Genomic DNA, 23,310 nt, shown 5'->3' on the forward strand with positions numbered 1-23,310 from the left:
CCCATTCTCTTTCTACAATAAATACCTTCTAATGGGTATTTATTTATAACTATATGTAAAGATCTTTATACATCTAAAAATAAGGGGGATTCACCTCTTTTTTTAGATGTATATTTTCATTAAATTTAAATACTTCAATCGTTTGCAATATTACCCCGAATTTATAGTAACAGTAATTAGTTCATTATAGATGGTTAATTATGAACTTGTTTTGTGCTGGCCAGGTGAATAAACCCCTAATTATATTAATAGTAATAAAAAGTAATTTCTAAAATGAATATACAAGAACAAATCATGAAGGGCTTTTCTACTACATCTAATATTTCCCTACATGATGAAGAAAATGTAAATAGAACAACTCGTTTTTTTACTACAGCAAATAAAATTTTAGAAAATGCAATTAATGACCCGCAACGTAAATTAATGAACAAATTTACTGCTGATGGTCTTATAAAAAAAGAGCTTATATCTGATGCCACTGTTCATGAGAATTATGCAGGGAAACCTATAGAAAGACCAGTTGTCGATTTGGTTCAGCAGGGTGGTGGAATGTACGGAATTGCGTTATTAGGATATACTTACATTATGGAAAAGATAGGTATTCGTTTTTATAGTCACGGAGGAACAAGTGCTGGAGCAATCAACGCTTTATTTTTGGCATCTATTCCTAATGCTATATATACCGAAGATTCAAAATTTCAATATGATGGTAAATCACATCAGGTTACTAAATCCGAAATCCTTACTCATATCATTGCAAATACAGATTTTAGTAAGTTCATGGAGAAAAATGGAATAATAGGTTGGTTACAGCAAAAATTACTTAGGAATTACAAGTCTATTATTTTAAAACTTTTTTTAGGAGTTTTTTCTATTGGGTTTCTTGTAGGTATATATAGTCTTTTTGGTATTATTTTTAATATTGCAAACGGAATCTCGGGAACAGAACTTCGACTTTTTGATTTTATAATAGGAACGCTAAATGTAGCTGCACTTTTACTATTTATTTATATCCTTTTTGTGAAAATATTAGACAAGGATTTCGGTATTAATACTGGGGAAAGATTTTATAGCTGGGCAGAAAACCTTCTATTATCTATAGAAATAGAGACCAAAAACGACCTCACAAAAAGAATGGGACAGGTGCAATTGGTGAAAGCTAAAAAAGGTGATAAACCAAGATTAGTATTAATTACTTCTAATTTGACTCATAATCGTATTGTGAAATTTCCTGAGAGAGCAGATGATTACTGGACTTCTCCCGGAAATATAAAACCAGCAGCTTTTTTAAGAGCGACAATGTCAATTCCTTTTATTTATAAAAATTTTACTCCAGGTAAAGAACACTACAAAAATGATAAGAATACCGAAAATTCAGTAAAACTTAATGCAAGGTTTGTAGATGGAGGAATGCTCTCTAATTTTCCTATTCGTGAATTTCACAGAAAAGACAATGTAGTGCCAAGATTTCCAACTTTTGGTGTTCTCCTTAGTGAAAGGGTAGTAGGTAATCAAAAAGAAGATAAAAACCCATCGAAGAGTGTAAAAAAACTGGAAGATATTACATTGATTGGATATATCACATCCTTCATAAGTACATTCAGAAATTTTTATGATAATGATTTTCTATTTAATAATAAAGAAATAGAGAAAAGGGTGGTGACAGTAGATACAAAAGATCATAATTGGTTAGATTTTTGGATGGATGATGCAGAAAAAGCAAAGCTATTTAATAAAGGTGTTGATGCAGCGATCAGTCAAATTGAACAATTTGACTGGAAAACCTATAAAGACATACGCGAAGAAAAAATTAAAAACCTAAATTAATGAAAAAGTTAAGATTTTATAGTAACCTATGGAAAATCAGTGTAGTACTAGTTGTAATATTAGGTGTCTTGTTTGCATATATTCCATCAATACAAGTTGAGAATCTTATCAATATTCAATTTTCTAATTCTTTAATAGAATTTAATGAATTAGTAAAAAATCCACTGTATTTCAAGAATAATACATATTATGATTTTGTTTTTATTATAGCATATTCATTTCTTTTTTATTATTCATTACGAGTTTTTGAACACACTTTAAGTTTAACACTTAAACCCTGGTTTTTTATAGTTTGCTTTATCCCCGGGCTATTAGATTGTATAGAAAATATATCTGGTTTGTATTTAGTGGATTTGATTGGTAATAGCACTAGTGAAAATACATCCAATATATTTTCTGTTTTTTATTGGTTTGTTAGGCTGAAATGGGTTTTTGTTATCTTCTTTATATTAATGACAGTAACGATTTCACTTTACTATTTTGTATTAACTATGGAAAGATGGATCGAGATTCTTTTTTTTCCTAAAAAAGCAAAGTGATTAAATGTCTTTTATCTATAAATATTAACCCCGAATCTCATATCAAAAACACCTTTTTATTGGTATTTTTGATGTAATACACTGAAAACAGTCTATTAAATTAATAAACCAACTACAAAATATAAATATATAAGCATGAAAACATTTAAAATGAGTACTAATTCTGAGGTAAAACTTAATCTAAAGATTAGTACTGAAGCCTTGGTAGGTACCAATGTTAAATTAGATAGTAAGATCTTAAAAAAGAGTAGCACGTACAACTTCTCTACGAATTTGGGTAATAGTACTGATATCGTAAATAAAAAACTTAATGTAGTAACAAATTGCTTTGTAACCGATGAAAACATTGATCCAATCTTAGAAAATACGGTTTTTAAGATTACTCTAAAAGATGATGGAAATGAACAAAGTTATGAAGGTAAAAAACTGAAAATTGATGATGAGTTTTTCATTGTTTTTATTGTTGTTGAACTAGTAAAAAATTAAAATAATGAACCACAAATCTATCTTATATATAATTCTATGTGTATGCCTATCATTTTCTGGTTGGACACAAGAAGGCAAAACGGATCAAAACCTGAGTGATTTTACAATGAGTAATCCAAGTTCTCCTGCGTTTTTATTAGTAGGAGAATCTCCGACAGAAATTTATACACCTACTAATCTTAAAGCATTAGCGCTACATGTATTCAATAATTTTGGAGAAAGCTTTTCTATAGAAGTAGCTCCTTACTTTTTTATCAATCGAAAGAGTAAGAACAGAACCTATTATAAATATATCGGTATAGAAGAGGATCAAACTACAGGAGCGGTGAAACAAAAACCATTTAGAGGATTAAACACGACAACTTTATCTTTTGCTTATGTTGATAAAGAATTTGAAGGTATTGTTGGTAAAAGAAAAACCTATGCAGTAGGACTACGTACAACTTTGTTACGTTTTTATGATAAAGACAAAATATATGAAGAAGCAAAAAAAGTTGGTAATATCCTTAAAAACCTAGATAACCCTCCTGTTGATGTATTAGCAGATGCTAGCGGAGATGATCCTGTAAAACGAGCAATAGCAGAGAAAGCTATTATCGAGCATTATAAAAAAGAAAAAGAGAGAATACGCCCACAATTAAAAGAGTTTAAAAAAACTGTTAAACCCTATGTTAGTGTAGATGGTGCTATTGGATATAGTGCATTGTTTAAGGGAGATAAAATAGATTCTGGTACAGCTAATCGCCTAGGGAGTTGGATTACAGGACAAGGAAGTTTGGTTCTAAATGAAGGGTCAGATAGTGAACGAAATAACTATCTAAATGTATTAGTAACTGCCAGGTATATTGAGGATGAATTTAATATTGATGCGAATGACCAATTCTTTAAAACATTTTATCGGGATTTGGGAGCAAAAGTAGAACTTGAAATAGATCGATTTTCACTGGCATACGAATATATTTCTCGTAACGGAAGCATAAATAGTGAACGTTCTGTAGGAACTTTAAAATACACACTTTCAAAAGATATCACATTAATTGGTGGCTTTGGAAAAGATTTTCCTGTAGATGATAATTTGGTTACCGTATTTGGAATAAATTGGGGAGTGAATTTTGGAGGTAAAGTTGCAATGAAGGAGTAATTTGTGATAGCTATTATAACCCGTAAATAATCAATGTTTTAATAGAAAAAAAACAGAAATATAACCTTATGAATACTGTACACCAGTTAATTCAAACTATTGATTCTGCAATTACCAGTATCCAAAATCGTGATGATTATAAAACTATAAAATTTAATACAGAGAAAAATGAATTAACAGCCTCAGAAGTTGTTATTTACTTTAATCAACTTAAGCAAGCCGTTTTAGTATCACAAGAAACCCGAAAAAACATATCGAATACTCAATTACAAGAGACTTCTATAATTACAACTACTATTATTAAAAGTAACCAGTTAATAATATCTGATGGGCAACTAGATCTTAATCGTACAATTTCACCAAGCTTTGCAATAGAAGAAAATCTAACCTTACAAGTTTTGCTTACTGCTATTCAAGAGTACAAAAATGTATACCCCTAAATTTCTACACATGATTCTTTAATACTACTCATTCATACAGATAAAACGGTAATATGGAATGTGTTGTTTTAGAACAATAAATAGGTATGGAAGGTAATAATTATATTTTTTTTATATATTTTTTACATTTTATAATCTAAATTGTGGCAACAATTTTAAAAGAGGCTTATTAAAAACTAATTTTAAATACTTTATGAAAACTAAATTCATTTATTCACTTCTAATTTTTACAATGTTTTTTATGGCATGTAAGACAGAAAAAAAACCTGATTTAGAACCAGAACCCTATAAATCTATTGAGGCTCCTGTAGCCAAGAAGGTTGCCGAAGAGTTAAAAGCGCACGGAGATACACGTATTGATAATTACTTTTGGATGCGTCTAAGTGATAAGCAAAAAAATGCTGAAACACCCGATGCGCAAACTCAGGATGTACTAGATTATCTTAATGCAGAAAACCACTACAAGGATGGAGCAATGAAACATACAGAAGGTTTACAGAAAAAACTGTATGATGAAATTGTAGGACGTATTAAAAAAGACGACTCTTCTGTTCCTTACAATGATAATGGTTACTCGTATTATACTCGATATGAAAAAGGCATGGATTATGCTTTATATTGTCGTAAGAAATTAGAAGACAATAGTAAAGAAGAAATTATGCTTAATGGACCAGAACTGGCAAAAGATCATGCTTACTATGCTATTGGAGGCCGATCAGTAAGCCCGGATAATAAACTTTTGGCCTATAGTGTAGATACCGTTTCACGACGTCGTTATGTAGTTTATTTTAAGAACCTAGAATCAGGAGAAATACTTTCTGATGAACTTAAAAATACAGGAAGAGGAGCTGTGTGGGCAAATGATAATAAAACTGTTTTTTATGCTTCTAAAGACCCTGTAACACTTAGACAAGATAAAATATATAAACATGTATTAGGAACAGATCAATCTGAAGATGAGTTAGTTTTTCATGAAAAAGATGAAACCTTTAGCTGTTTTATATTTAAATCCAGATCAGATAAATATCTTATGATCGGTAGTGATCAGACACTATCTACAGAGTATCAATATTTAGATGCCAATACTCCTAATGATGAATGGAAGATCATTCAGCCTAGAGAAAGAGATTTAGAATATGGTGTTGATCATTATGATGGTCATTTTTATATAAGAACAAATCTTGATGCTAAGAATTTTCGTTTAGTAAAAACACCTGTTACAGCTACTACCAAGGAAAACTGGGTAGATGTTATTCCACATCGCGAAGATATTCTACTACAGAGTTTTGTACTCTTTAAAGAACATTTGGTTTTACAAGAACGTGTTAATGGATTACGTACTATTCGTATTATGAAATGGAATGGAGATAATGATCATTATATCGAGTTTAATGATCCGGCATATGTGTCATATCCTACTACTAATCTAGATTTTGACACCAATATTTTACGATATGGATACACCTCTTTAACGACTCCTAATAGTACTATCGAGTATAATATGGATACTAAGGAACGAAAAGTATTAAAAGAAGAAGAAGTAGTAGACCCAAATTTTTCTAAAGATAACTATGTATCAGAACGTCTTTATGCAACAGCTAGAGATGGTGTAAAAGTTCCTATTTCTTTAGTATATAAAAAGGGAGTACAAAGAAATGCTAATACTCCTTTGTTACTCTACTCTTATGGTTCATACGGAAGCAGTACTGAGCCATTTTTTAGATCTAACAGACTTAGTTTATTAGATAGAGGTTTTGTATATGCCATGGCGCATATTAGAGGAGGACAAGAAATGGGAAGACATTGGTATGAGGATGGAAAGCTACTTAAAAAGAAAAATACATTTACCGATTTTATTGATTGTGGAGAATTTTTGGTAAAAGAAGGTTTTACAAGTGCAGAACATATGTATGCAATGGGAGGTAGTGCCGGTGGTTTATTGATGGGGGCGGTGTTAAATATGAAACCCGAACTATGGAACGGTGTTGTAGCAGCTGTACCCTTTGTTGATGTAGTTTCAACTATGATGGACGAAACTATACCACTAACCACTTTTGAATTTGATGAGTGGGGAAATCCTAAAAATAAAGAATATTATGAGTATATGAAATCATACTCTCCTTATGATAATGTTGAAGCAAAAGCGTATCCGAATACGTTAATCACAACAGGATATTGGGATAGCCAGGTACAATACTGGGAACCTGCAAAATGGATTGCTAAGCTGCGAGAATTGAAAACCGATGATAACCTCCTTATTATGGATTGTGATATGGAAACAGGTCACGGAGGTGCTTCAGGACGTTTTCAACGTTACAAACGTACTGCTCTTTCTTATGCCTTTATGATGGATCTTGAAGGAATGAAAGAATAAATAGTATAGTAAATAAAAACAAAAAGCCAGTAAGAATGTGTTCTTACTGGCTTTTTGTTTTCATCTTTATTTTATAATTATAAAGAAACCAAAAGATTATCTATATGATATAAATACCGTTATGGAATATGCTCTAAGACTAATTAAAAAAATGTAATGGAACCCTGTTGTAAAAATCATGATATAGAAAAGAGGTGTTAAAGTTTGTGTTAAAAACAACTGTGCTACAGATAACTAATTACTCTAAATAGATACTTTTGTTCATACAATGAATCTTTCCTTTGGTAAATATTGTTTATTAAGAGCACTAATAACTCTGATATTTGCACTTTTTTTTGGTAATAAAATTAGTGCAAATAGTACTACTTCTTATTACAATTTAGTAATCGAATCTTTTTCTATACATAGTATAGATAATGAAACAGATTATGAGCATGATGGTCAAACGTTTATCGATAGCCTGGACTTAAATGAACTTGAAGACAGGGAAGAGGAAGAAGAATATGTGAAATGCGCTTTTTGTGCATTTCAAGACAAAAAGATTATTACTAAAAATAATGATAATTTTAATCAAAAAAATTATCAATTTCCCACTGCAAAAGGCAAATACTATATTCTGTACTGCTGCCTAAAAGTATATTCATAAAGTTATTATTTATAAGTCTTAAATGTTAGGAATTAACTTTTGTTAGTTCCCGATTTTGATATTTAATTTTAATAATAATATTGTGAAATATATAAAAATCATACTGTTTATTATTCCAATAACAGTATTTAGTCAAAACCCGACTACAGAAAAAAGTTATAGTTCCTGGAATTCTCTAATTATCGATTATACTATAAACAATAAGGTTTATATAAAAAATGAAGCTCATTTTAGGCGAACAGACTTTTTAAAAAATTGGCAACAAATATTAATTAGACCATCTATACATTATAAATTCAATACAACTCTGGATTTTGGAATTGGCTATAGTTTTGCTAAGAATTATAGGGCTACGCATAATTTTAATGAAAACAATGTTTGGGAACAGGTAACATTATCTCATACATCAGGAAAGTCTAATTTCAAACATCGATTTAGATTTGAACAACGTTTCATTGAACAGTTTGTAGAAGTAACGCCTAATGTTTTCAAAGCAAATGAAACAGATTATAAAATGCGATTTAGATATCGTTTTACATTTCAGATTCCTTTGTTTACAGTATATAATAACACAAAAATAAAAGCAGCTGTTTTTGATGAAATTTGGTTGAATACTGATTCGGGAATTGTTCCTAAATCTTTAAATCAAAACTGGTTTTATGTTGGATTATCATATCCTATACTTAAAAACACATCTATAGGACTTGGTTATATGAATGATTATATGCCAATAGCAGATCATTTTAGAAGTAACCACATTTTACAAACAACACTTAAGTTCCACATTTAAATATAAAAGAAATGAAAACCACTAATAATATGGTATTTATAGCTGTAATTACGGCTATACTAGTATCCTCTTGTACGAATACAAAAGAAAAAATTAAAAGAGAGCATTCTATAGAAGTTGCTAAAGAAAAAACTACTTCGACAACTGATCATGCAAAAAAACATTGGAGTTATGTAGGGGAAACAAGTCCAGAACATTGGGCAGAAATTGAAAAGAACTCAGAATGTGGAGGAAAATTTCAATCTCCTATAAATATTGTGAGTTTAGATGCAATCGTCGATCCTAATTTAAAACCTTTAGCTATTCATTATGTATCTAATACCAAAATACATGATGTAGTTAATAATGGTCACTCCATTCAATATAATTTTGAAGAAGGAGATTATCTTATGTACAAAGGTGATAAATATGATTTGAAACAAATTCATTTTCACGAATCTTCAGAACATACCATAAATGGTATTAGATATCCAATAGTAATACATATGGTACATACTAATTCTAAAGGCGAATACTTAGTGCTTGCTGTAATGGCAAAAGAAGGTCAGACCAGTGCTCCTTTCAGATTTTTAGAAAGCTATTTGCCTCTTAAAAAAGGAGAAACTAAAGCTATAGGAAAACCATTTAATCTTAGTTACAACCTTCCAAAAGATAAAGAATATTATACCTATGTTGGATCATTAACCACACCACCATGTACTCAAGGTGTAAACTGGGTTATTTTTAAAGAACCCATCACAATATCTTTAGAACAAGTAAATATCTTAAGAGATCTGATGCCTTTAAATAATTATAGAAATGAACAACCATTAAATGGAAGAGAAGTGAAAATGACAAAATAATCGGGCCAAAACAAAAAAGAGAAAAGAGCTTGTTATTATAGTAAGGAATGAGGCCAGAATCCATTTTTAGTAATATATAAAACTGATGGATTCTGGCCTCATTCATACTAAAACCTATAAATGAAGGTCATAAAATACATTATGCACATATCGAGTGTAAAGCATTGAAAATTAAGTTTTTTATAAGAGTTGTATGTATAAAAACCTGCTTTGTTTTTTGTATATTTATATGTGGTTCATTTCATTTCGTACTAATTAAGATTGTTTTTTTGATATAGATTGGATTATCAGAAATATAATAGAATATTACAATGACCTTCGGATATGACTACTCTTATAAAACCAAACCTATTAAACTGTCTCAGTAAACAATTAGTTTTATTAAGAATTACAGTTTTTATTTTCACACTTTCTTTTGGCACTACCATTGCTCAGGGTGTCGGAGATGTTGATCCTTACCATAATAAAAGAATTGAAGAAGTTAAAATCATAATTACTAACCCATCAAATGATTCTATACTTAATAATCGGATTCGTGACAAAATACGTCAAGATTTAAAGACTTTTCCTGATAATCGATTTTTAAGAAATCATATCGAATTTTCTTTATCTCGATCACGTCAAGATCCTAAGATTGCCACAACCAAAATAGAAGTAGGGTTTGGGGCAATTGGGGGAATTATACTTACCATTAATGTAACTTTAGGAGATCAGGTTGGCGAATCGACAAAAACCGGATTTGTAACGTCAGGAAAAATTAATGACCTTCCAAAGCTATACAATTTTGGATCTACATTTATTCGCTTAAAACTTGAAGCGCTTGCAATTCATTATAGCAATACGAATGCATGGTACGGTAGACCCGACGCACTTCTCGATGGTAACCCATTAGTATCGGGGATACCCTCGGGAGATGGATATGACGATTGGGTCGAAGGATTTACTCATTTGGGAACTTATGGAATTACTCCATTACATAATAATCTTCATATATATGCTGGTCTTAGTGCAATAGTAAGTGGTTCTAAAGGACAAGAGCTATTCACAAACAAGACAAGAGGTTATATCGGTGTTGAGGATGCATATATTGGTTTAATTACAGGAAAAACCTGGGAAAATGGTAATCGACTTGTAGTAAATGCCTCTATTGGTCGACAACGCTTTACCCTTGGAGATGGGTTTCTTATCATAAATACCTCGGCAAATGGTAGTAAAAGAGCAGCATTACAATCTAATCCTCGTTGGGCAGCAGATATGGTGGCTCGTGGTAGTGTAAAATACAATAACACCTTATTAGAATTATTCTATCTCGACCCAGATGAATTACCGGTAGTAGATTCTAAAACAAGGATCACAGGAATTAATGTAGAAGCACAACCTGTAAAAGGACTCTCTGTAGGAGCGAGTTTATTGTATATACCAAAGTCTGATTTTGGTTATTTTACATCAGCAGAAGTTCTTAGTCGAGAAGGCTTACAAGTTGTAGATGCACGTTTTCGTTGGCAACCCAAACCGCCTGGAAATTCAGGTTTTTTTATTACGGGAGAAGGTGGGTTGCAAAGAAATAAAAATTTTCCAATGCGCGCATATGGCTACTTTGGTGAGTTTGGTTGGAGTTTTTCAAAACTTCCCTGGACACCAACCTTAAGCTATCGGCATGCTCGTTTTTCTGGTGATGATCTAAATACCGATCGATTTGAGCGATGGGATCCTCTATTATCTGGTGGAAACGGAGAACAATGGGTACAAGGAATAAATCATTTTAAAGTCGTGCAGATTTCAAATGTAGTTGCACACAAGTTTCAATTACGTGTACGCCCAATCCCAAAACTTGAACTGGTACCTCAATTTTGGTTATTTAAAGCAGATGATCTAACAAATTTAGGAGGAAATCCAGCACTCTCATTTTTAGAATCCAAAGATTATGGGGTAGAGGGTAATTTAACTTTTAAAGTGTTTTGGTCGCGTAAGGTTTATATCCAGGGACATGTGGCAGTTACATTTCCCGGTGAAGCCGTAAACAGGGCCTTAATAGAAGATCCATCAAATTGGTGGAGTACTATGCTATTTATACGATACGCACTTTAATTAGATGTAACAAACATATTCTAGTAACTCAATAAAACATAAAATCATGAATCGAAGAAACATGTTAAAAAACACAACGCTTGCTACTATAGGTGCCAGCGCTGGTATGGCTTGCGCTAACGACTCTAGAGGATCTGAAACTGCTTCAGCATTATTAGCCTCAGAGAATATAGTAGGAAAAAAAGATGTTAACCCGGTTAATCCGGCATATTTCATTCCAAATCGCTTTAAAGACAAAACAATTATTATTACCGGATGCGCAAGAGGAATGGGTAAAGCAGCAGTAAAAAGGGCAGCTCTAGAAGGTGCAAATATTGTAGGTGTAGACTGGCTTAAAGAAGAAGGAAATGCGGTTATAAATGAAATTGTTAAAGATGGTGGTTCTGCAAAATTCGTTTATGGTGATGTTTCTACTAATGAGACCTGTAAAGAAATGGTTAAAACAGCAGTAGATTCTTATGGTAAATTAGATTATGCCATAAATAATGCAGGTGTAATGGATGCAATATTTCCCGGAGACCCTATAAACTATGAAAAACAAAAACACCTTACATTTAGTCGATGTCATGAAGCAACAGATGAGTATTGGGATGTAGTGATGCGAGTAAATACAACAGGAGTATTTAAATGTATGCGTGAAGAATTAAAACAAATGGTAGCACAAAATCAAGGTGGTGCAATCGTTAATGTCGCATCGGTTGCAGGGTTACGAGGTTTTTCGGGAACTCCCTCATATGTCGCAAGCAAACATGCCGTTAATGGGCTAACAAAAAATGCAGCGATAGATTATGCAGAATATGGTATACGAATCAATTCTGTGTGTATGGCCAATACTGCAACACCAATGGTAGAGCGAGCTTATCAACTTGTCATGGCTAAGGTAAAAGCTAGTGGAGGTAATGCTGGCATGGGAAATATTAAAACCAAAAGCCTTCTGCAGTATACAGATTCTAACCATCGAGACGCAACACCAGAAGAACAGGTAGCAATTATGTTATTTTTATTGTCTGAAGAAGCATCTAATATCACTGGAGCAAATTATGCTACCGATGGTGGGTTTACTGCGTATTAAAGTAGTTGTACTTATGTATACAATCGATAACTACGAATAAAAACTAATATTAATTTTTAAATCATTATATAATGGAAACATTAACTATTACAGAATCAATTCTTGAAGATTTATGTAGAGGAATTAGTTCTAGATTAGAAAAGGAAACTAATCGAGAGAAAGCTGCAGATTCTTTTATAGAAATACTTGTAAAAGACTTAAAAGAATTACAAGAAGATCATGCTATCTCTTTATCTGTTCAAAAAAGAAGCGCGGGAGAATATGTTAACGAAAGGCGTTATCATGGTGTGCGAAAGGGGTCTGATGGGAAACCACTATATTGTGCAGTTCTCAATACTCATTTCAATTTTCAAATAGCACTTTTAGAATAACAAAAAACTACAAATCAGATATATTCATTTTGTAATTATCCCCAATGGGAATTTCAATGGTATTAATTTCAATATCCTGTTTTGTATACGCCGTAATTTTATCCCGATTTACGATGTAAGATCGATGTGTTCTTATAAATCGTTCATCTAATCTATCTTCAAATGCAGTTAAGCTATATTTTATAAGTCGGGTTTTATTAGACAAATGAATCTTAATATAATCTTTTACGCTTTCTATATATAGAATATCATCATAGAAGACTTTTACTTGTTTTCGATCCTCGCGTATAAAAATAAAATCATCCTTTTTTGGGATAGTCTTTTCAATTTCGGTAGAGGCTGATCGCGTATTTTGTAACGAAATGAATTTTTCGGTTGCCATAAAAAACCTACTAAAAGTTATAGGTTTTAAAAGATAATCAACAGCATTCAATTCAAATCCATCAAGAGCATAATCTCTATACGCTGTTGTAAATATTACATGAGGCTTAACAATAAGGTTTTTAAAAAAATCCGTGCCTTTTAATACAGGCATTTCTATGTCGAGAAAAAGTAAATCAATTGATTGTTGCTGTAATATTTTACTAGCTTCTATAGCACTATTACAAGATGCCACTAATTCAAAACCATCTAACTGTTTCAAATGCGTTTCTATTAGCTCTCTGGCTAATTCTTCATCATCTACTATTAAACACGTATACATTATTTAGCTTCCAAAATTAAACGAACACAATATTTATCACTTTCTTCCTTAATATCCAAAGAATAATCATCTCCATACAGTAAATCTAATTGTTTTTGAACATTACTCAATCCTATACACCTCTGATTTTTATTTTCAACAGATATCGTTGATTTAGAATTTTCAATATTAAAAATAATATGATTGCTATCCGAACTAATTGTGATTGAAATAAAAGCTTCCTTTAGTTCCTGAGTCACACCATGTTTAAAAGCATTTTCTATAAAAGTTAATAGTAACAAAGGAGCTATTTTTGAATCCTCTGTGCTATTATTTTTAAAAGAAATACGAACTCTGTTGCCATACCGTATTTTTTCTAAAGCAATATAATTCTCGATCAACTCAATTTCTTTTTGGATGGATACAAATTTGCTATTACAGCGATACAACATATAATCCAAAATATCAGATAGTTTTTCAATCACTTCTGGTGCATGATCTGATTTTTTTATGGCCAGAGCATACAAATTATTTAATGTATTGAATAAAAAATGCGGATTTAATTGATTTTTCAAAGCAGTCAATTCAGCTATTTTTTTTTGCTCATTTAGTTTTAAATAATTCTGCTGGTTTTTATAAAACCTAAACATTAAAAGTAGGGCAGTAGGAGTTAAAAATTTAATACTCTTACTCAAAAAAACCGAAAAACTTAGAAGTCTTTCCCAAAAAGATTGTTTCGCATAATGTTGAACTATTGGGCTATAGTAGTCAAAATACCTTACATCATAATAGTATATTCTATAATATATATACATGGCGTACATAACAAACAATAGAATAATCAACCATAGAACAAACCAACCTGTTTTTCCTTTATTCAAAAAATTTGGTACCAAATAGTATAGACAAGTGTATGCTATTAGTATTTGTATGGCAATGAAGATGATATAAGATTCAAATAGTTGTAGATAGCTACCATTATAATTATCAATATTAGCAGATAATGTGAAATACAAGAATATACCTATCCAGAACAATACGTGTCGTATTTCTGTTTTGTCAAAGTATGTTTTTAAAGACTTCATAAAGAAAATAACAAATATAGCTTATACTAGTCGTATAATGATTATTTATCTACCAAGCTAGTATTTAAGGCTATAAATAGGTGAAAAACAACTACAAAAACCTAAAAAGGTCTTAATAGACTGAACTTCCTCTTCGGTCTACTTTTAAAAAAACATAAGAGTATCAACCATAGTTTTGATTAAACTTAAAATATAAATCTATGAAACGTCTATTTTTTACTACGTTCCCTTTTTGTTTTTTACTTGTTTTATCACAATACAAGATGATGAACCATGATAAAACTATTATAAACAACGATACACTTCTTTATAAGAGTACAAACGAAATAGTCAAAACAAACCATTCATTTTCAGAAAAGGAAATGATTGAAAAAACGCTTAATAATTATATTCAAGGGAGTTCTTACAATGAATTAGAAAAACTAGAAAGTGCTTTTGCTGCAGATGCATCTTTATACCTTACAGTAAAAGGTACCTTTAAAAGATTAACTCCAGTAGATTATATCAATTATTTTAAGAATAAGAAAAAAGGAGTCTATAACGGACGAACAGGAAATATTCTATCAATCGAGATATATCGTGATATAGCTACAGCCAAAGTCGAAATTTTTATTCCGGAGAGAAAAACAAAACTAATGGATCTTTTTCTATTAAAAAAGCTGAAAGGTGATTGGAAAATAATTACTAAAACAGCTACAAAGCTATAGGTTTCTAAATTTTATATATGAAAAAAATATTTTTGATAGCACTTTGTTTCCTATCTACTTTCCATACTCTGGCACAAACAAAAACCATTCAATTTAAAAAGGCTACAATTACCATAGATGGCCAGTTAGATGAATCTATCTGGAAAGAACTTCCTGAGTATTCTGGTTTTTATAATTATATGCCAATAGATGAAGGTTTAGCAGAAAATCAAACATCTGTACGACTATTTCATAATGGAGAATATTTATACGTGAGTTTAATTTATAATGATACTACACCAAAAACACAGGTTAGTTCTTTAAAAAGAGATGTTCCTATTGGATTAAGTGATGGGTTTGCCATGGTTTTAGATACACAAAATCAACAACAAAACGCATATTATTTTTCTGTAAATAGCTATAGTACACAAATAGATGGTATTGTTGAACGTATTAATGAAGGATATGATTTTAGCACAAGTTGGAATACGATATGGAAAGCTAAAGCCTTTATGAATGGTAAGCAAAAACAATACGAAATAGCTATTCCTTTAAAAGCCTTAAATTTTGACACGAATAATGCTATTTTCGGAGTTCAGTTTTATGTTAGGGATATTAAAAAGAATTCCTGGACTATTTTTAAAAATGTAAAACGTAATTATCGTCTTTTTGATTTGCGATTTACCGAAAAAATGACCGTTGAAGCTTTACCTAATACATCAACTTCACGTTTTACAACAACACCATCTATTACTGCAAACTATCAGAACGATGTGGTAGAAGATGATACAGAAACTACATTTAAACCAAGCCTGGATGTGCAATACAATGTTACTTCTTCTCTTCGATTAGATGCGACAATAAATCCTGATTTTTCACAAATCGACATTGATCAACAAGTAACAAACCTAACCCGATTCTCAGTTTTTTTCCCAGAAAGGCGTAATTTTTTTCTCGAAAACTCTGATCTATTTTCAAATCTGGGTGTTGATGGTGTGAATCCTTTTTACTCAAGACGTATAGGAGCAAAATCAGATATTCAATTTGGGTTAAAATTATCAGGAAATGTATCTCCAAAAACCAGAATCGGAATTCTAAACGTACAAACCGATAAAGAAAATGAAATCGCTTCAGAAAATTTTGGAGCTCTTGTTACCGAACAACAACTATCAAAAAACTTTACCACAACTGGTTTTTTTATCAATCGACAACAAACCGATAAATTTGAATTCACAAATGACTATAATCGAGTAGCAGGTATTAATATAAATTATAAATCTGATAATAATAAGTGGCTTGGCCTGGCAAATTTTGGAAAAAGTTTTACTGATGGAATTTCTAAAGACAATAACTTTTATAATGCAGGAATTTGGTTTAACAAAAGAGGATTAGAATGGAATGCTGCAATCAAAAATGTAGGCAAAAATTATATAACCGATGTTGGTTTTACACCAAGATTGTATAATTATGATGCTATTAATGATGTTGTGGTAAGAGAAGGATATACCCAAACCACAGCAGGAATAGAATACCAAAAGTTTTACGAAAAATCAAAAACAATAAACTCTGTTCGTTATTTAAATTATAGTAATGACACCTATCTGGATGAACATGGTAAATTGAATCAGTCATCACATTTCTTAAATTCAGCTGTATTCTTTAAAAATCTATCAGCTTTATATTATGTATTTAGATATGAGTATGTGGATTTAAGGTATGGTTTTGATCCATTAGGAAATGGTAATTCTTTAATCCCAAATGAATATCGCTTTGGGATTTTAAAAATCGGATACAACTCTGCAAATAACCAAAAATTTAGATATCGTTTCAATATACAAAAAGGAAATTACTATAGCGGAAAAAGAATGGCAGCAGGAGCTTATCTAAATTATCAGTTATTACCATTTGCAAATTTAGAAATGAGATATGATATTAATAAAATTGATTTGAATCTGTTAGGAAAAGAAACTTTTCATTTAGCTCGTTTTACGGGACAAATTTTCTTTTCTAATCGATTAAACTGGACAACCTATGTGCAATACAATACACAACGAGATAATTTTAATATCAACAGCAGGTTACAATGGGAATATAAACCTTTATCATATATTTATTTGGTTGTTTCTGATAATTATAACAAAGATATTGCCCGCACAAATTGGGGAGTTGCCTTTAAAATGAATTATCGTTTTGATTTTTAATCATTGATTTTTTATAAAGAAATCTAATCACAAAACCAATACACCAAAATTTGAAATAATAGAAGCAATTAAAGAAAAGAAATAAGGAAATGCATATAAAAGGTTACACGTTAAACTCTAATTTGTAACCTTTTTTTTAATCATCTTGTCAAATACATGTGAATTCACAATACATAGTTACTCACATCTAAAATTTGATAAAATGAATCAATTAAAGCAAATTTCTATAGTATATATATTGTTATTCATAACAATGTCAGGAATATCTTTTGGACAAACTAATTCTGAATTTATAAGAGTTCCCGATGGAAGAAATATTAATGTTTTTAAACTTAACCAACATATAGAAAAAGCAATGGACTCCATAGGAGTGCCAGGCCTTTCTATTGCTATAGTGAATAATAACAAAATTGTATATCATAATACATTTGGAGTTGTAAATAATAAGACACAGGAACCTGTAACCAAACAAACTATCTTTGAAGCAGCCTCTCTCTCTAAACCATTGTTTGCATATTTTATAATGAAAATGGCAGAAATGGGTAAGATTGATATAGATAAACCAATTTATCCATATCTTAAAACTATATTTCCTGCAGGAGTTATTGCTAAAGAATCTTTTGAAGCGTATCAGACTTTAACTCCTCGCATTATAATGTCTCATGGAACAGGAATTCCTAATTGGGTCAAAGGGCCTATCAAAATAGCCTTTAAACCTGGAACAGGTTTTTCTTATTCTGGTGAAGCATATCAACATTTAGGAGCCGCTTTTGGGACAAAATTAGATATTGGGTGGGGCAGTGCACTAGATTCTCTTTTTCTTAAAGAAGCAGCGCACCCCATCGGTATGAATAAAAGTTTTTATACTTGGAATGATATATTAGAAAACCATGCAGCTAAGGGACATATGAAAGGTAAAGTAAACCTGGAAATGCATAGGGGTAAAAAAGTAGGACCTGGATATAGTTTGCAATCTGATGCCCAGGATTATGCTTTATTTTTGATAGAAATGATGAATCCCAAGAATATAAAAAAGCATACTCGAGACGAAATGCTTAAAGAGCATAATCATTTTAAATCTGATAGCAAACTTTTAAAAGAGACAGGGCAAACAGGTTGGGGGCTCGGTTTTGCTCAGAAACCTACACCACATGGAATGATGCATTTACATACGGGAAACAATCAAGATTTTCAGGCATATACCATGTTTATCCCCGATCAAGAATACGGGTTTGTAATGTTTGGGAATTCGGATAATTTGTTTCCTTTACTAGAAACAATAGAACAACTTTTAGGAGAACATTTTTAAGATAATCATATGAACAATTTAGATGAATTTTTAGGATTTATTACCATTATTATAGCAGCAATACTTCTTGTTTTCATAATTGCCAGATATAACTATCTCATTAAAAAAGCAATGATAGAGAAAGGAATGTACCTGGATCAAAAAACTAATAAATTTAAATACCTGGATATTGGGTGTATTGTATTTGGATTAGGAATAGGGTTGTTGGTTTCATCTCTGTTTACTACAATGAATTTATTAGAAGACACTGCAGATTTATTAGTTTGGGGTACGATTTTAATTTTCGCTGCTGGTGGATTAGTAGTTGCTCATTTTATAAGAAAAAAACTTGAGAAATAATCCTACACAACAGGATTACGAGCTAATTCGTAAAATAAATAAAGGTGATACATCTGCTTTTAGACAACTTGTCTATATATATAAAGATGTATCACTTTCTTTGGCGTCTTCTATTATAAAAGATTCAAGTATTGCAGAAGATGTAGTGCAAGATGTATTTATTAAAGTGTATCATAAATTAGATACGTTTAGCTTCAAATCTTCATTTGCTACTTGGTTATATCGAATTGTTGTTAATACATGTTATAATCAATTAAAAAAACAAAAACAGAATGTACCCCTAAAAGTTATTGAGGATACAGCTATTATCATTTCAGAAGAAAAGAATATACTAAATGAAGCCGATCAAAAGAAATATATCAATCTGGCATTACAAAAATTACGCTCGGATGAGTCTTTATTATTACGACTTTTTTATCTCTGTGAGCTAAGTATTAAAGAAATAGAAGAGATTACTGGTTTTAAACCTTCAAAAATCAAAGTCGATTTACATAGAGGTAGAGAAAATATACATTTTCAATTAAAACGATTACTAGGAAACGATTTAAAACATTTACTATGAAAGAAGAAGAATTAAAAAAAATCATGAGTAAGAGTACCATAGAAACCTCAGATGATTTTATAAATACACTTATGAATACTATTGAAGTAGATCAAGAAATTAAGGTAACGTCGTTTTGGTGGTCATTTAAGCCTATTTTGATTACATGTTCAGTATTAATATTAACCATAACATTTATTCTTTTTAAATTTTTAAACTATAGTAATATTTCTTTAAATGTACTAGCCAAAATTCCTAGAACACCAGTATTTGTTGTTGTTACATTAGTACTCTTATTTTATATAAATTCTATTATAAGATTAAACGAATATCGCAGTACAAAAAACAGATTTGGTAATGAATTTAAATAATGTCTAATTAAGATTGGTAGCTAACGAAGAATAAATGTGCATAAAAGGAAATTATTCATTTTTGGTGTACGAATAATTACTATTTTTTATAAATAGTTACTTGTTAAAAGTATGTATATTTACCCCATCCTACATTTTTAAAACTACATATTATACCTCAATTTAGAATATTTAGGAATCATTTTCAATATAGTTAAGTATTAAGAATAAGAAAATTGCACTAGTGAAAGTATTTATTTCTCTAATTTTATTGGTTTTTACCTATTCTTTTAGTTTAGGACAAACCATGATTCATGATCCGGGAGGAAATTTGTCCCAACGCTGGCAAATCAATAATGATACTATTAAGCTTTTTAAAATAGTACCCTATAAGCCAGTTTATTTTTTACTGGCCAATTATACTAGCGATATAAATAATCAACCTCTAAGTGATAATCCAATAAATTCTGTAGATGAACCTTCTGATTTTACTAATACCGAATTAAAATTTCAACTTAGTTTTAAAACCAAGGCAATACGAAATATATTAGGTAAAAAGATTGGTGGGGATTTATGGGTTGCCTATACGCAGTCATCACGCTGGCAGTTATATAGTGCACATATTTCAAGACCTTTTAGAGAAACTAATTATGAGCCAGAGTTTATGTTAACCTTTCCTACAGCTTATAAAATATGGGGATTAAATGGTGTATTTGCAGGCATTGGTATTAATCATCAAAGTAATGGGAGATCAAATCCCTTATCCAGAAGTTGGAACAGGGTTATTTTACAGGTTGGATGGGAGACTCCTTCTTTAAGCATTGTATTGAAACCCTGGTGGCGTGTACAAGAAACTCCCATAGAAGACAACAACCCGGGAATAGAGAATTACCTAGGGCGTGTTGAACTTTTATCTGCATTCTCAAAAGGAAGACATGATATAAGTATAATAGCAAGACATTCTCTGCGAGGAGGGAGTAGAAATCGAGGTAGTATTAGATTAGATTATGCAATTAAAGTACTAGACCTATTACAAATTCATGCTCAGGTATTTCATGGGTACGGAGAAAGTCTTATTGATTATAACCATAAGCAAACTACTGTTGGGGTAGGGCTATCCCTTTTGCAATGGAGGTAGTGTTTTTTAGAGTAGTGTATGTAATGATTTAATTACTGCAATTAACTGAAATATAAATGGTTTGATTTTTTTGATAAAAACCTCTATCTCTGGAGTATACTTATATGAAACTATAAAGTAGTTGATAGGAGCTCTTTTACTTTAAAATAATTTACTATCTTTTCATACGTTTATAGATCATCTAATATAATCAACCAAGACCTCCCTATGGAAATTTTCTCTTCTTACAATGTTATTATAGGAATTTCGCTTATTATAATCTTATCCTTTATTTTTAATGGAGTTGCCAAAAAAACTAATGTTCCTGCGGTACTTTTATTAATTATTCTGGGGATTATCATACAATATATTCTTAAAGCTTTTGGTGGGGATACGATTGATTTTTTTCCAATGCTTGAAGTGTTAGGTATTGTTGGGTTGATTATGATCGTTCTCGAGGCAGCCTTAGAATTAGAGTTAAAAAGTGATAAACTCATGCCCATTCTTAAATCGATGGCCATTGCTTTAATTGGATTAATTGCCTCTACATTTATAGCAGCTGTAATTTTAAAAGCGTTAGTAAAAGGGATGACAATGCAGTCTGCATGGTTGTATGCTACACCACTATCTATATTATCCAGTGCAATTATTATACCCAGCGTATCATCACTACCCATTGCAAAAAAAGAATTTCATATCTATGAAAGTACGTTTTCGGATATTCTGGGAATTATGTTGTTTTATTTCCTTACAGGAAGATTAAATCCGGCAGAAGATTCGGGAGTAGGTGGTTTTTTCCTTAACCTAATACTTACGATTGTGATTTCATTAGTAGCTAGTTATGCTATTATCCTAATATTTCAGAAAATTAAAAGTCAGGTAAAGCTGTTTTTACTTATTGCTGTACTATTACTATTGTATGCTTTAGGGAAAAAAATGCATTTATCATCATTAATAATTATTTTGATCTTTGGATTAGTAATTGCCAATATGAAATTATTTTTTCAAGGAAAACTTAGAGGATACCTTCATCTCGAAAAAGCAAAATCTATTTATCACGAGCTACACGTAATTACTGCCGAAACAGCCTTTGTAGTACGTACATTATTCTTTGTGATTTTTGGGATAACCATTGTACTTTCTTCTTTATTAAGTCTAAAAGTTACACTAATTAGTCTTTTGATATTAATCTCTATTTACGTTATACGATATGGTTTGCTACGTCTTTTTATGGGAAAAGATATTTCACCTCAATTGTTTATTGCACCAAGAGGGTTAATTACAGTACTTTTATTTTATGCTATCCCTGCAGAAGCTATGATTGAAGGATTCGAACCGGGAATATTGTTATTTGTAATTATAGGGACCAGCTTGATTATGACAGGAGGGATGATAAGAGATAAAAAAATGAACCCAAATCAAGAATTGGAAACAGCAGAACCCAAAGAAAGTATAGAAGAAACCGAATATTTTATTAATAATACAACAGATCTAAGTGAAATTGATGATGCTTTGCCATCATCTGATGAACATGAAACCGAATAATGAAACGTTTACATCGATTAACAGCCATATTAGTAAAGCTACAATCTAAAAAAGTTGTTCAGGCGGCAGAATTAGCAAATAAGTTTGAGGTGAGTTTACGTACCATATATAGAGATATGCAAGCGCTCACCGATGCAGGAGTGCCAATCGGAGCCGAAGCAGGAACAGGATACTATCTGGTAGATGGATATTCCTTGCCACCCGTTATGTTTACAGAAAAGGAAGCAAATGCATTACTTACTGCTTCTAAGATCATAAAAACTAACAATGACCAATCCTTGATTAATGAATATCAGGAAGCTATAGATAAGGTAATTGCAGTACTTAAAACTACACAAAAAGAAAAACTCAAAATTCTAGAAGAACGCGTTTTTACGTATAACAGGACTGCAATTCACCCAAGTACTTCTTTATCTGTCATTCAACAAGCAATTACAGATTTTAGAGTGCTCGAAATCCAATATACCAAAGCGTCCGGGGAGTATAGTAAAAGGTTGATTGAACCACTTGGAGCTTATTTCACTAACAATACGTGGATTATGATTGCTCATTGTAGATTAAGAAAAGATTATCGTGAGTTTAGAACAGATCGAATTGTTAATCTTATTGAAACTCAAAAGCTTTTTTCTCCAAAACATTTTAGCCTCGAGGATTATTACAAAAAAAGAGCCGAAGAGTGTGATTTTTCAACTTTTCCAAAAGAAAAATACTACTGACATAGGGTTGTCACAGGTGTGATTTAGTTTTGATGAAAATCATAAATCATAAACAATTAATCCTAATCATTATGATAAGCCTATTGTTTAATTGTGCAACAAAACCAAATCAAAACCCTGTAT

Annotated in this window: 23 protein-coding genes; 21 read left to right on the forward strand and 2 right to left on the reverse strand. The window is 31.1% G+C overall.

The genetic code is table 11. The annotated features are described in order from the left end of the window. Positions 1–273 precede the first annotated feature (273 nt). The 12 genes from DK441_RS26820 to DK441_RS24580 all read left to right on the forward strand — a co-directional run bounded on the left by DK441_RS26820 (position 274) and on the right by DK441_RS24580 (position 12,616). Entirely contained in the window at positions 274–1,827 is a 1,554-nt protein-coding gene (locus tag DK441_RS26820; protein WP_200822883.1) for a patatin-like phospholipase family protein, read from the forward strand. Further along, a complete protein-coding gene (locus tag DK441_RS24530; protein ID WP_109853185.1) occupies positions 1,827–2,366 on the forward strand; it encodes a hypothetical protein in 540 nt (179 codons plus the stop codon). Before DK441_RS26820 ends, DK441_RS24530 begins: the two co-directional genes overlap by 1 nt. Before the next feature lie 135 nt (positions 2,367–2,501). Next, positions 2,502–2,852, forward strand: a complete 351-nt coding sequence (locus DK441_RS24535; RefSeq protein ID WP_160112264.1) for a hypothetical protein — start codon at positions 2,502–2,504, stop codon at positions 2,850–2,852. Positions 2,853–2,856: 4 nt separating this feature from the next. Beyond that, on the forward strand, positions 2,857–3,993 hold the full coding sequence (locus DK441_RS24540; protein WP_109853187.1) for a hypothetical protein: 1,137 nt from the start codon (positions 2,857–2,859) through the stop codon (positions 3,991–3,993). A gap of 68 nt (positions 3,994–4,061) precedes the next feature. Next, positions 4,062–4,433 (forward strand): hypothetical protein, encoded by a 372-nt coding sequence (locus DK441_RS24545; protein ID WP_109853188.1) that lies wholly within the window; start codon positions 4,062–4,064, stop codon positions 4,431–4,433. Positions 4,434–4,674: 241 nt separating this feature from the next. Next, positions 4,675–6,807, forward strand: a complete 2,133-nt coding sequence (locus DK441_RS24550; protein ID WP_235015826.1) for a S9 family peptidase — start codon at positions 4,675–4,677, stop codon at positions 6,805–6,807. A gap of 268 nt (positions 6,808–7,075) precedes the next feature. Then, positions 7,076–7,453, forward strand: a complete 378-nt coding sequence (locus tag DK441_RS24555) for a hypothetical protein (protein WP_109853190.1) — start codon at positions 7,076–7,078, stop codon at positions 7,451–7,453. 82 nt (positions 7,454–7,535) lie between these two features. Continuing rightward, the gene (locus tag DK441_RS24560; RefSeq protein WP_160112265.1) at positions 7,536–8,243 is read left to right on the forward strand and encodes a DUF2490 domain-containing protein; all 708 of its coding nucleotides are present in this window, start codon (positions 7,536–7,538) and stop codon (positions 8,241–8,243) included. Between the two features lie 11 nt (positions 8,244–8,254). Further along, positions 8,255–9,085 carry a carbonic anhydrase gene (locus DK441_RS24565; RefSeq protein WP_235015827.1) on the forward strand — a complete coding sequence of 277 codons (831 nt, stop codon included), beginning with the start codon at positions 8,255–8,257 and terminating at the stop codon, positions 9,083–9,085. Positions 9,086–9,409: 324 nt separating this feature from the next. Further along, a complete protein-coding gene (locus DK441_RS24570) occupies positions 9,410–11,173 on the forward strand; it encodes an alginate export family protein (protein WP_109853192.1) in 1,764 nt (587 codons plus the stop codon). Between the two features lie 46 nt (positions 11,174–11,219). Then, positions 11,220–12,245, forward strand: a complete 1,026-nt coding sequence (locus tag DK441_RS24575) for an SDR family NAD(P)-dependent oxidoreductase (protein ID WP_200822884.1) — start codon at positions 11,220–11,222, stop codon at positions 12,243–12,245. Positions 12,246–12,316: 71 nt separating this feature from the next. Further along, on the forward strand, positions 12,317–12,616 hold the full coding sequence (locus DK441_RS24580; protein WP_109853193.1) for a hypothetical protein: 300 nt from the start codon (positions 12,317–12,319) through the stop codon (positions 12,614–12,616). Positions 12,617–12,623: 7 nt separating this feature from the next. On the opposite strand, the gene DK441_RS24585 is transcribed toward DK441_RS24580, so the two are convergent. Further along, on the reverse strand, positions 12,624–13,319 hold the full coding sequence (locus DK441_RS24585; protein WP_235015828.1) for a LytTR family DNA-binding domain-containing protein: 696 nt from the start codon (positions 13,317–13,319) through the stop codon (positions 12,624–12,626). Continuing rightward, positions 13,319–14,383, reverse strand: a complete 1,065-nt coding sequence (locus DK441_RS24590) for a sensor histidine kinase (protein WP_109853195.1) — start codon at positions 14,381–14,383, stop codon at positions 13,319–13,321. The genes DK441_RS24585 and DK441_RS24590 overlap by 1 nt, the downstream gene beginning before the upstream one ends. A 200-nt stretch (positions 14,384–14,583) precedes the next feature. Between DK441_RS24590 and DK441_RS24595 the strand changes: the two genes are divergently transcribed. From DK441_RS24595 to DK441_RS24635, 9 genes are all read left to right on the forward strand, one after another. Further along, positions 14,584–15,090: a nuclear transport factor 2 family protein gene (locus DK441_RS24595; RefSeq protein WP_109853196.1), complete on the forward strand. Its 507-nt coding sequence runs from the start codon at positions 14,584–14,586 to the stop codon at positions 15,088–15,090. 17 nt (positions 15,091–15,107) lie between these two features. Then, positions 15,108–17,270 (forward strand): DUF5916 domain-containing protein, encoded by a 2,163-nt coding sequence (locus DK441_RS24600; RefSeq protein ID WP_109853197.1) that lies wholly within the window; start codon positions 15,108–15,110, stop codon positions 17,268–17,270. 202 nt (positions 17,271–17,472) lie between these two features. Next, complete coding sequence (locus DK441_RS24605) at positions 17,473–18,579, forward strand: serine hydrolase (RefSeq protein ID WP_109853198.1); 1,107 nt, start codon at positions 17,473–17,475, stop codon at positions 18,577–18,579. Between the two features lie 9 nt (positions 18,580–18,588). After that, positions 18,589–18,918: a hypothetical protein gene (locus DK441_RS24610; protein WP_109853199.1), complete on the forward strand. Its 330-nt coding sequence runs from the start codon at positions 18,589–18,591 to the stop codon at positions 18,916–18,918. Beyond that, complete coding sequence (locus DK441_RS24615; protein WP_109853200.1) at positions 18,908–19,480, forward strand: RNA polymerase sigma factor; 573 nt, start codon at positions 18,908–18,910, stop codon at positions 19,478–19,480. Before DK441_RS24610 ends, DK441_RS24615 begins: the two co-directional genes overlap by 11 nt. After that, entirely contained in the window at positions 19,477–19,830 is a 354-nt protein-coding gene (locus DK441_RS24620) for a hypothetical protein (RefSeq protein WP_109853201.1), read from the forward strand. The genes DK441_RS24615 and DK441_RS24620 overlap by 4 nt, the downstream gene beginning before the upstream one ends. A gap of 223 nt (positions 19,831–20,053) precedes the next feature. Then, positions 20,054–20,947 (forward strand): phospholipase A, encoded by an 894-nt coding sequence (locus DK441_RS24625; RefSeq protein ID WP_160112266.1) that lies wholly within the window; start codon positions 20,054–20,056, stop codon positions 20,945–20,947. Between the two features lie 207 nt (positions 20,948–21,154). Beyond that, positions 21,155–22,471 carry a cation:proton antiporter gene (locus DK441_RS24630; RefSeq protein WP_109853203.1) on the forward strand — a complete coding sequence of 439 codons (1,317 nt, stop codon included), beginning with the start codon at positions 21,155–21,157 and terminating at the stop codon, positions 22,469–22,471. Beyond that, positions 22,471–23,187, forward strand: coding sequence for a YafY family protein (locus DK441_RS24635; protein WP_109853204.1), 717 nt, complete (start codon positions 22,471–22,473; stop codon positions 23,185–23,187). Before DK441_RS24630 ends, DK441_RS24635 begins: the two co-directional genes overlap by 1 nt. The last annotated feature ends 123 nt before the right edge of the window (positions 23,188–23,310 follow it).

The sequence above is a fragment of the Aquimarina sp. AU58 genome, from assembly GCF_900312745.1.
Classification (GTDB): domain Bacteria; phylum Bacteroidota; class Bacteroidia; order Flavobacteriales; family Flavobacteriaceae; genus Aquimarina; species Aquimarina spinulae.

What these genes read in the sequence shown, in the direction of transcription:
- DK441_RS26820 (WP_200822883.1), top strand. Translation starts at nt 274, where the DNA reads ATGAATATACAAGAACAAATCATGAAGGGCTTTTCTACTACATCTAAT.
- DK441_RS24530 (WP_109853185.1), top strand. Translation starts at nt 1,827, where the DNA reads ATGAAAAAGTTAAGATTTTATAGTAACCTATGGAAAATCAGTGTAGTA.
- DK441_RS24535 (WP_160112264.1), top strand. Translation starts at nt 2,502, where the DNA reads ATGAAAACATTTAAAATGAGTACTAATTCTGAGGTAAAACTTAATCTA.
- DK441_RS24540 (WP_109853187.1), top strand. Translation starts at nt 2,857, where the DNA reads ATGAACCACAAATCTATCTTATATATAATTCTATGTGTATGCCTATCA.
- DK441_RS24545 (WP_109853188.1), top strand. Translation starts at nt 4,062, where the DNA reads ATGAATACTGTACACCAGTTAATTCAAACTATTGATTCTGCAATTACC.
- DK441_RS24550 (WP_235015826.1), top strand. Translation starts at nt 4,675, where the DNA reads ATGGCATGTAAGACAGAAAAAAAACCTGATTTAGAACCAGAACCCTAT.
- DK441_RS24555 (WP_109853190.1), top strand. Translation starts at nt 7,076, where the DNA reads ATGAATCTTTCCTTTGGTAAATATTGTTTATTAAGAGCACTAATAACT.
- DK441_RS24565 (WP_235015827.1), top strand. Translation starts at nt 8,255, where the DNA reads ATGAAAACCACTAATAATATGGTATTTATAGCTGTAATTACGGCTATA.
- DK441_RS24570 (WP_109853192.1), top strand. Translation starts at nt 9,410, where the DNA reads ATGACTACTCTTATAAAACCAAACCTATTAAACTGTCTCAGTAAACAA.
- DK441_RS24575 (WP_200822884.1), top strand. Translation starts at nt 11,220, where the DNA reads ATGAATCGAAGAAACATGTTAAAAAACACAACGCTTGCTACTATAGGT.
- DK441_RS24580 (WP_109853193.1), top strand. Translation starts at nt 12,317, where the DNA reads ATGGAAACATTAACTATTACAGAATCAATTCTTGAAGATTTATGTAGA.
- DK441_RS24585 (WP_235015828.1), bottom strand. Translation starts at nt 13,319, where the DNA reads ATGTATACGTGTTTAATAGTAGATGATGAAGAATTAGCCAGAGAGCTA.
- DK441_RS24590 (WP_109853195.1), bottom strand. Translation starts at nt 14,383, where the DNA reads ATGAAGTCTTTAAAAACATACTTTGACAAAACAGAAATACGACACGTA.
- DK441_RS24595 (WP_109853196.1), top strand. Translation starts at nt 14,584, where the DNA reads ATGAAACGTCTATTTTTTACTACGTTCCCTTTTTGTTTTTTACTTGTT.
- DK441_RS24600 (WP_109853197.1), top strand. Translation starts at nt 15,108, where the DNA reads ATGAAAAAAATATTTTTGATAGCACTTTGTTTCCTATCTACTTTCCAT.
- DK441_RS24605 (WP_109853198.1), top strand. Translation starts at nt 17,473, where the DNA reads ATGAATCAATTAAAGCAAATTTCTATAGTATATATATTGTTATTCATA.
- DK441_RS24610 (WP_109853199.1), top strand. Translation starts at nt 18,589, where the DNA reads ATGAACAATTTAGATGAATTTTTAGGATTTATTACCATTATTATAGCA.
- DK441_RS24620 (WP_109853201.1), top strand. Translation starts at nt 19,477, where the DNA reads ATGAAAGAAGAAGAATTAAAAAAAATCATGAGTAAGAGTACCATAGAA.
- DK441_RS24630 (WP_109853203.1), top strand. Translation starts at nt 21,155, where the DNA reads ATGGAAATTTTCTCTTCTTACAATGTTATTATAGGAATTTCGCTTATT.
- DK441_RS24635 (WP_109853204.1), top strand. Translation starts at nt 22,471, where the DNA reads ATGAAACGTTTACATCGATTAACAGCCATATTAGTAAAGCTACAATCT.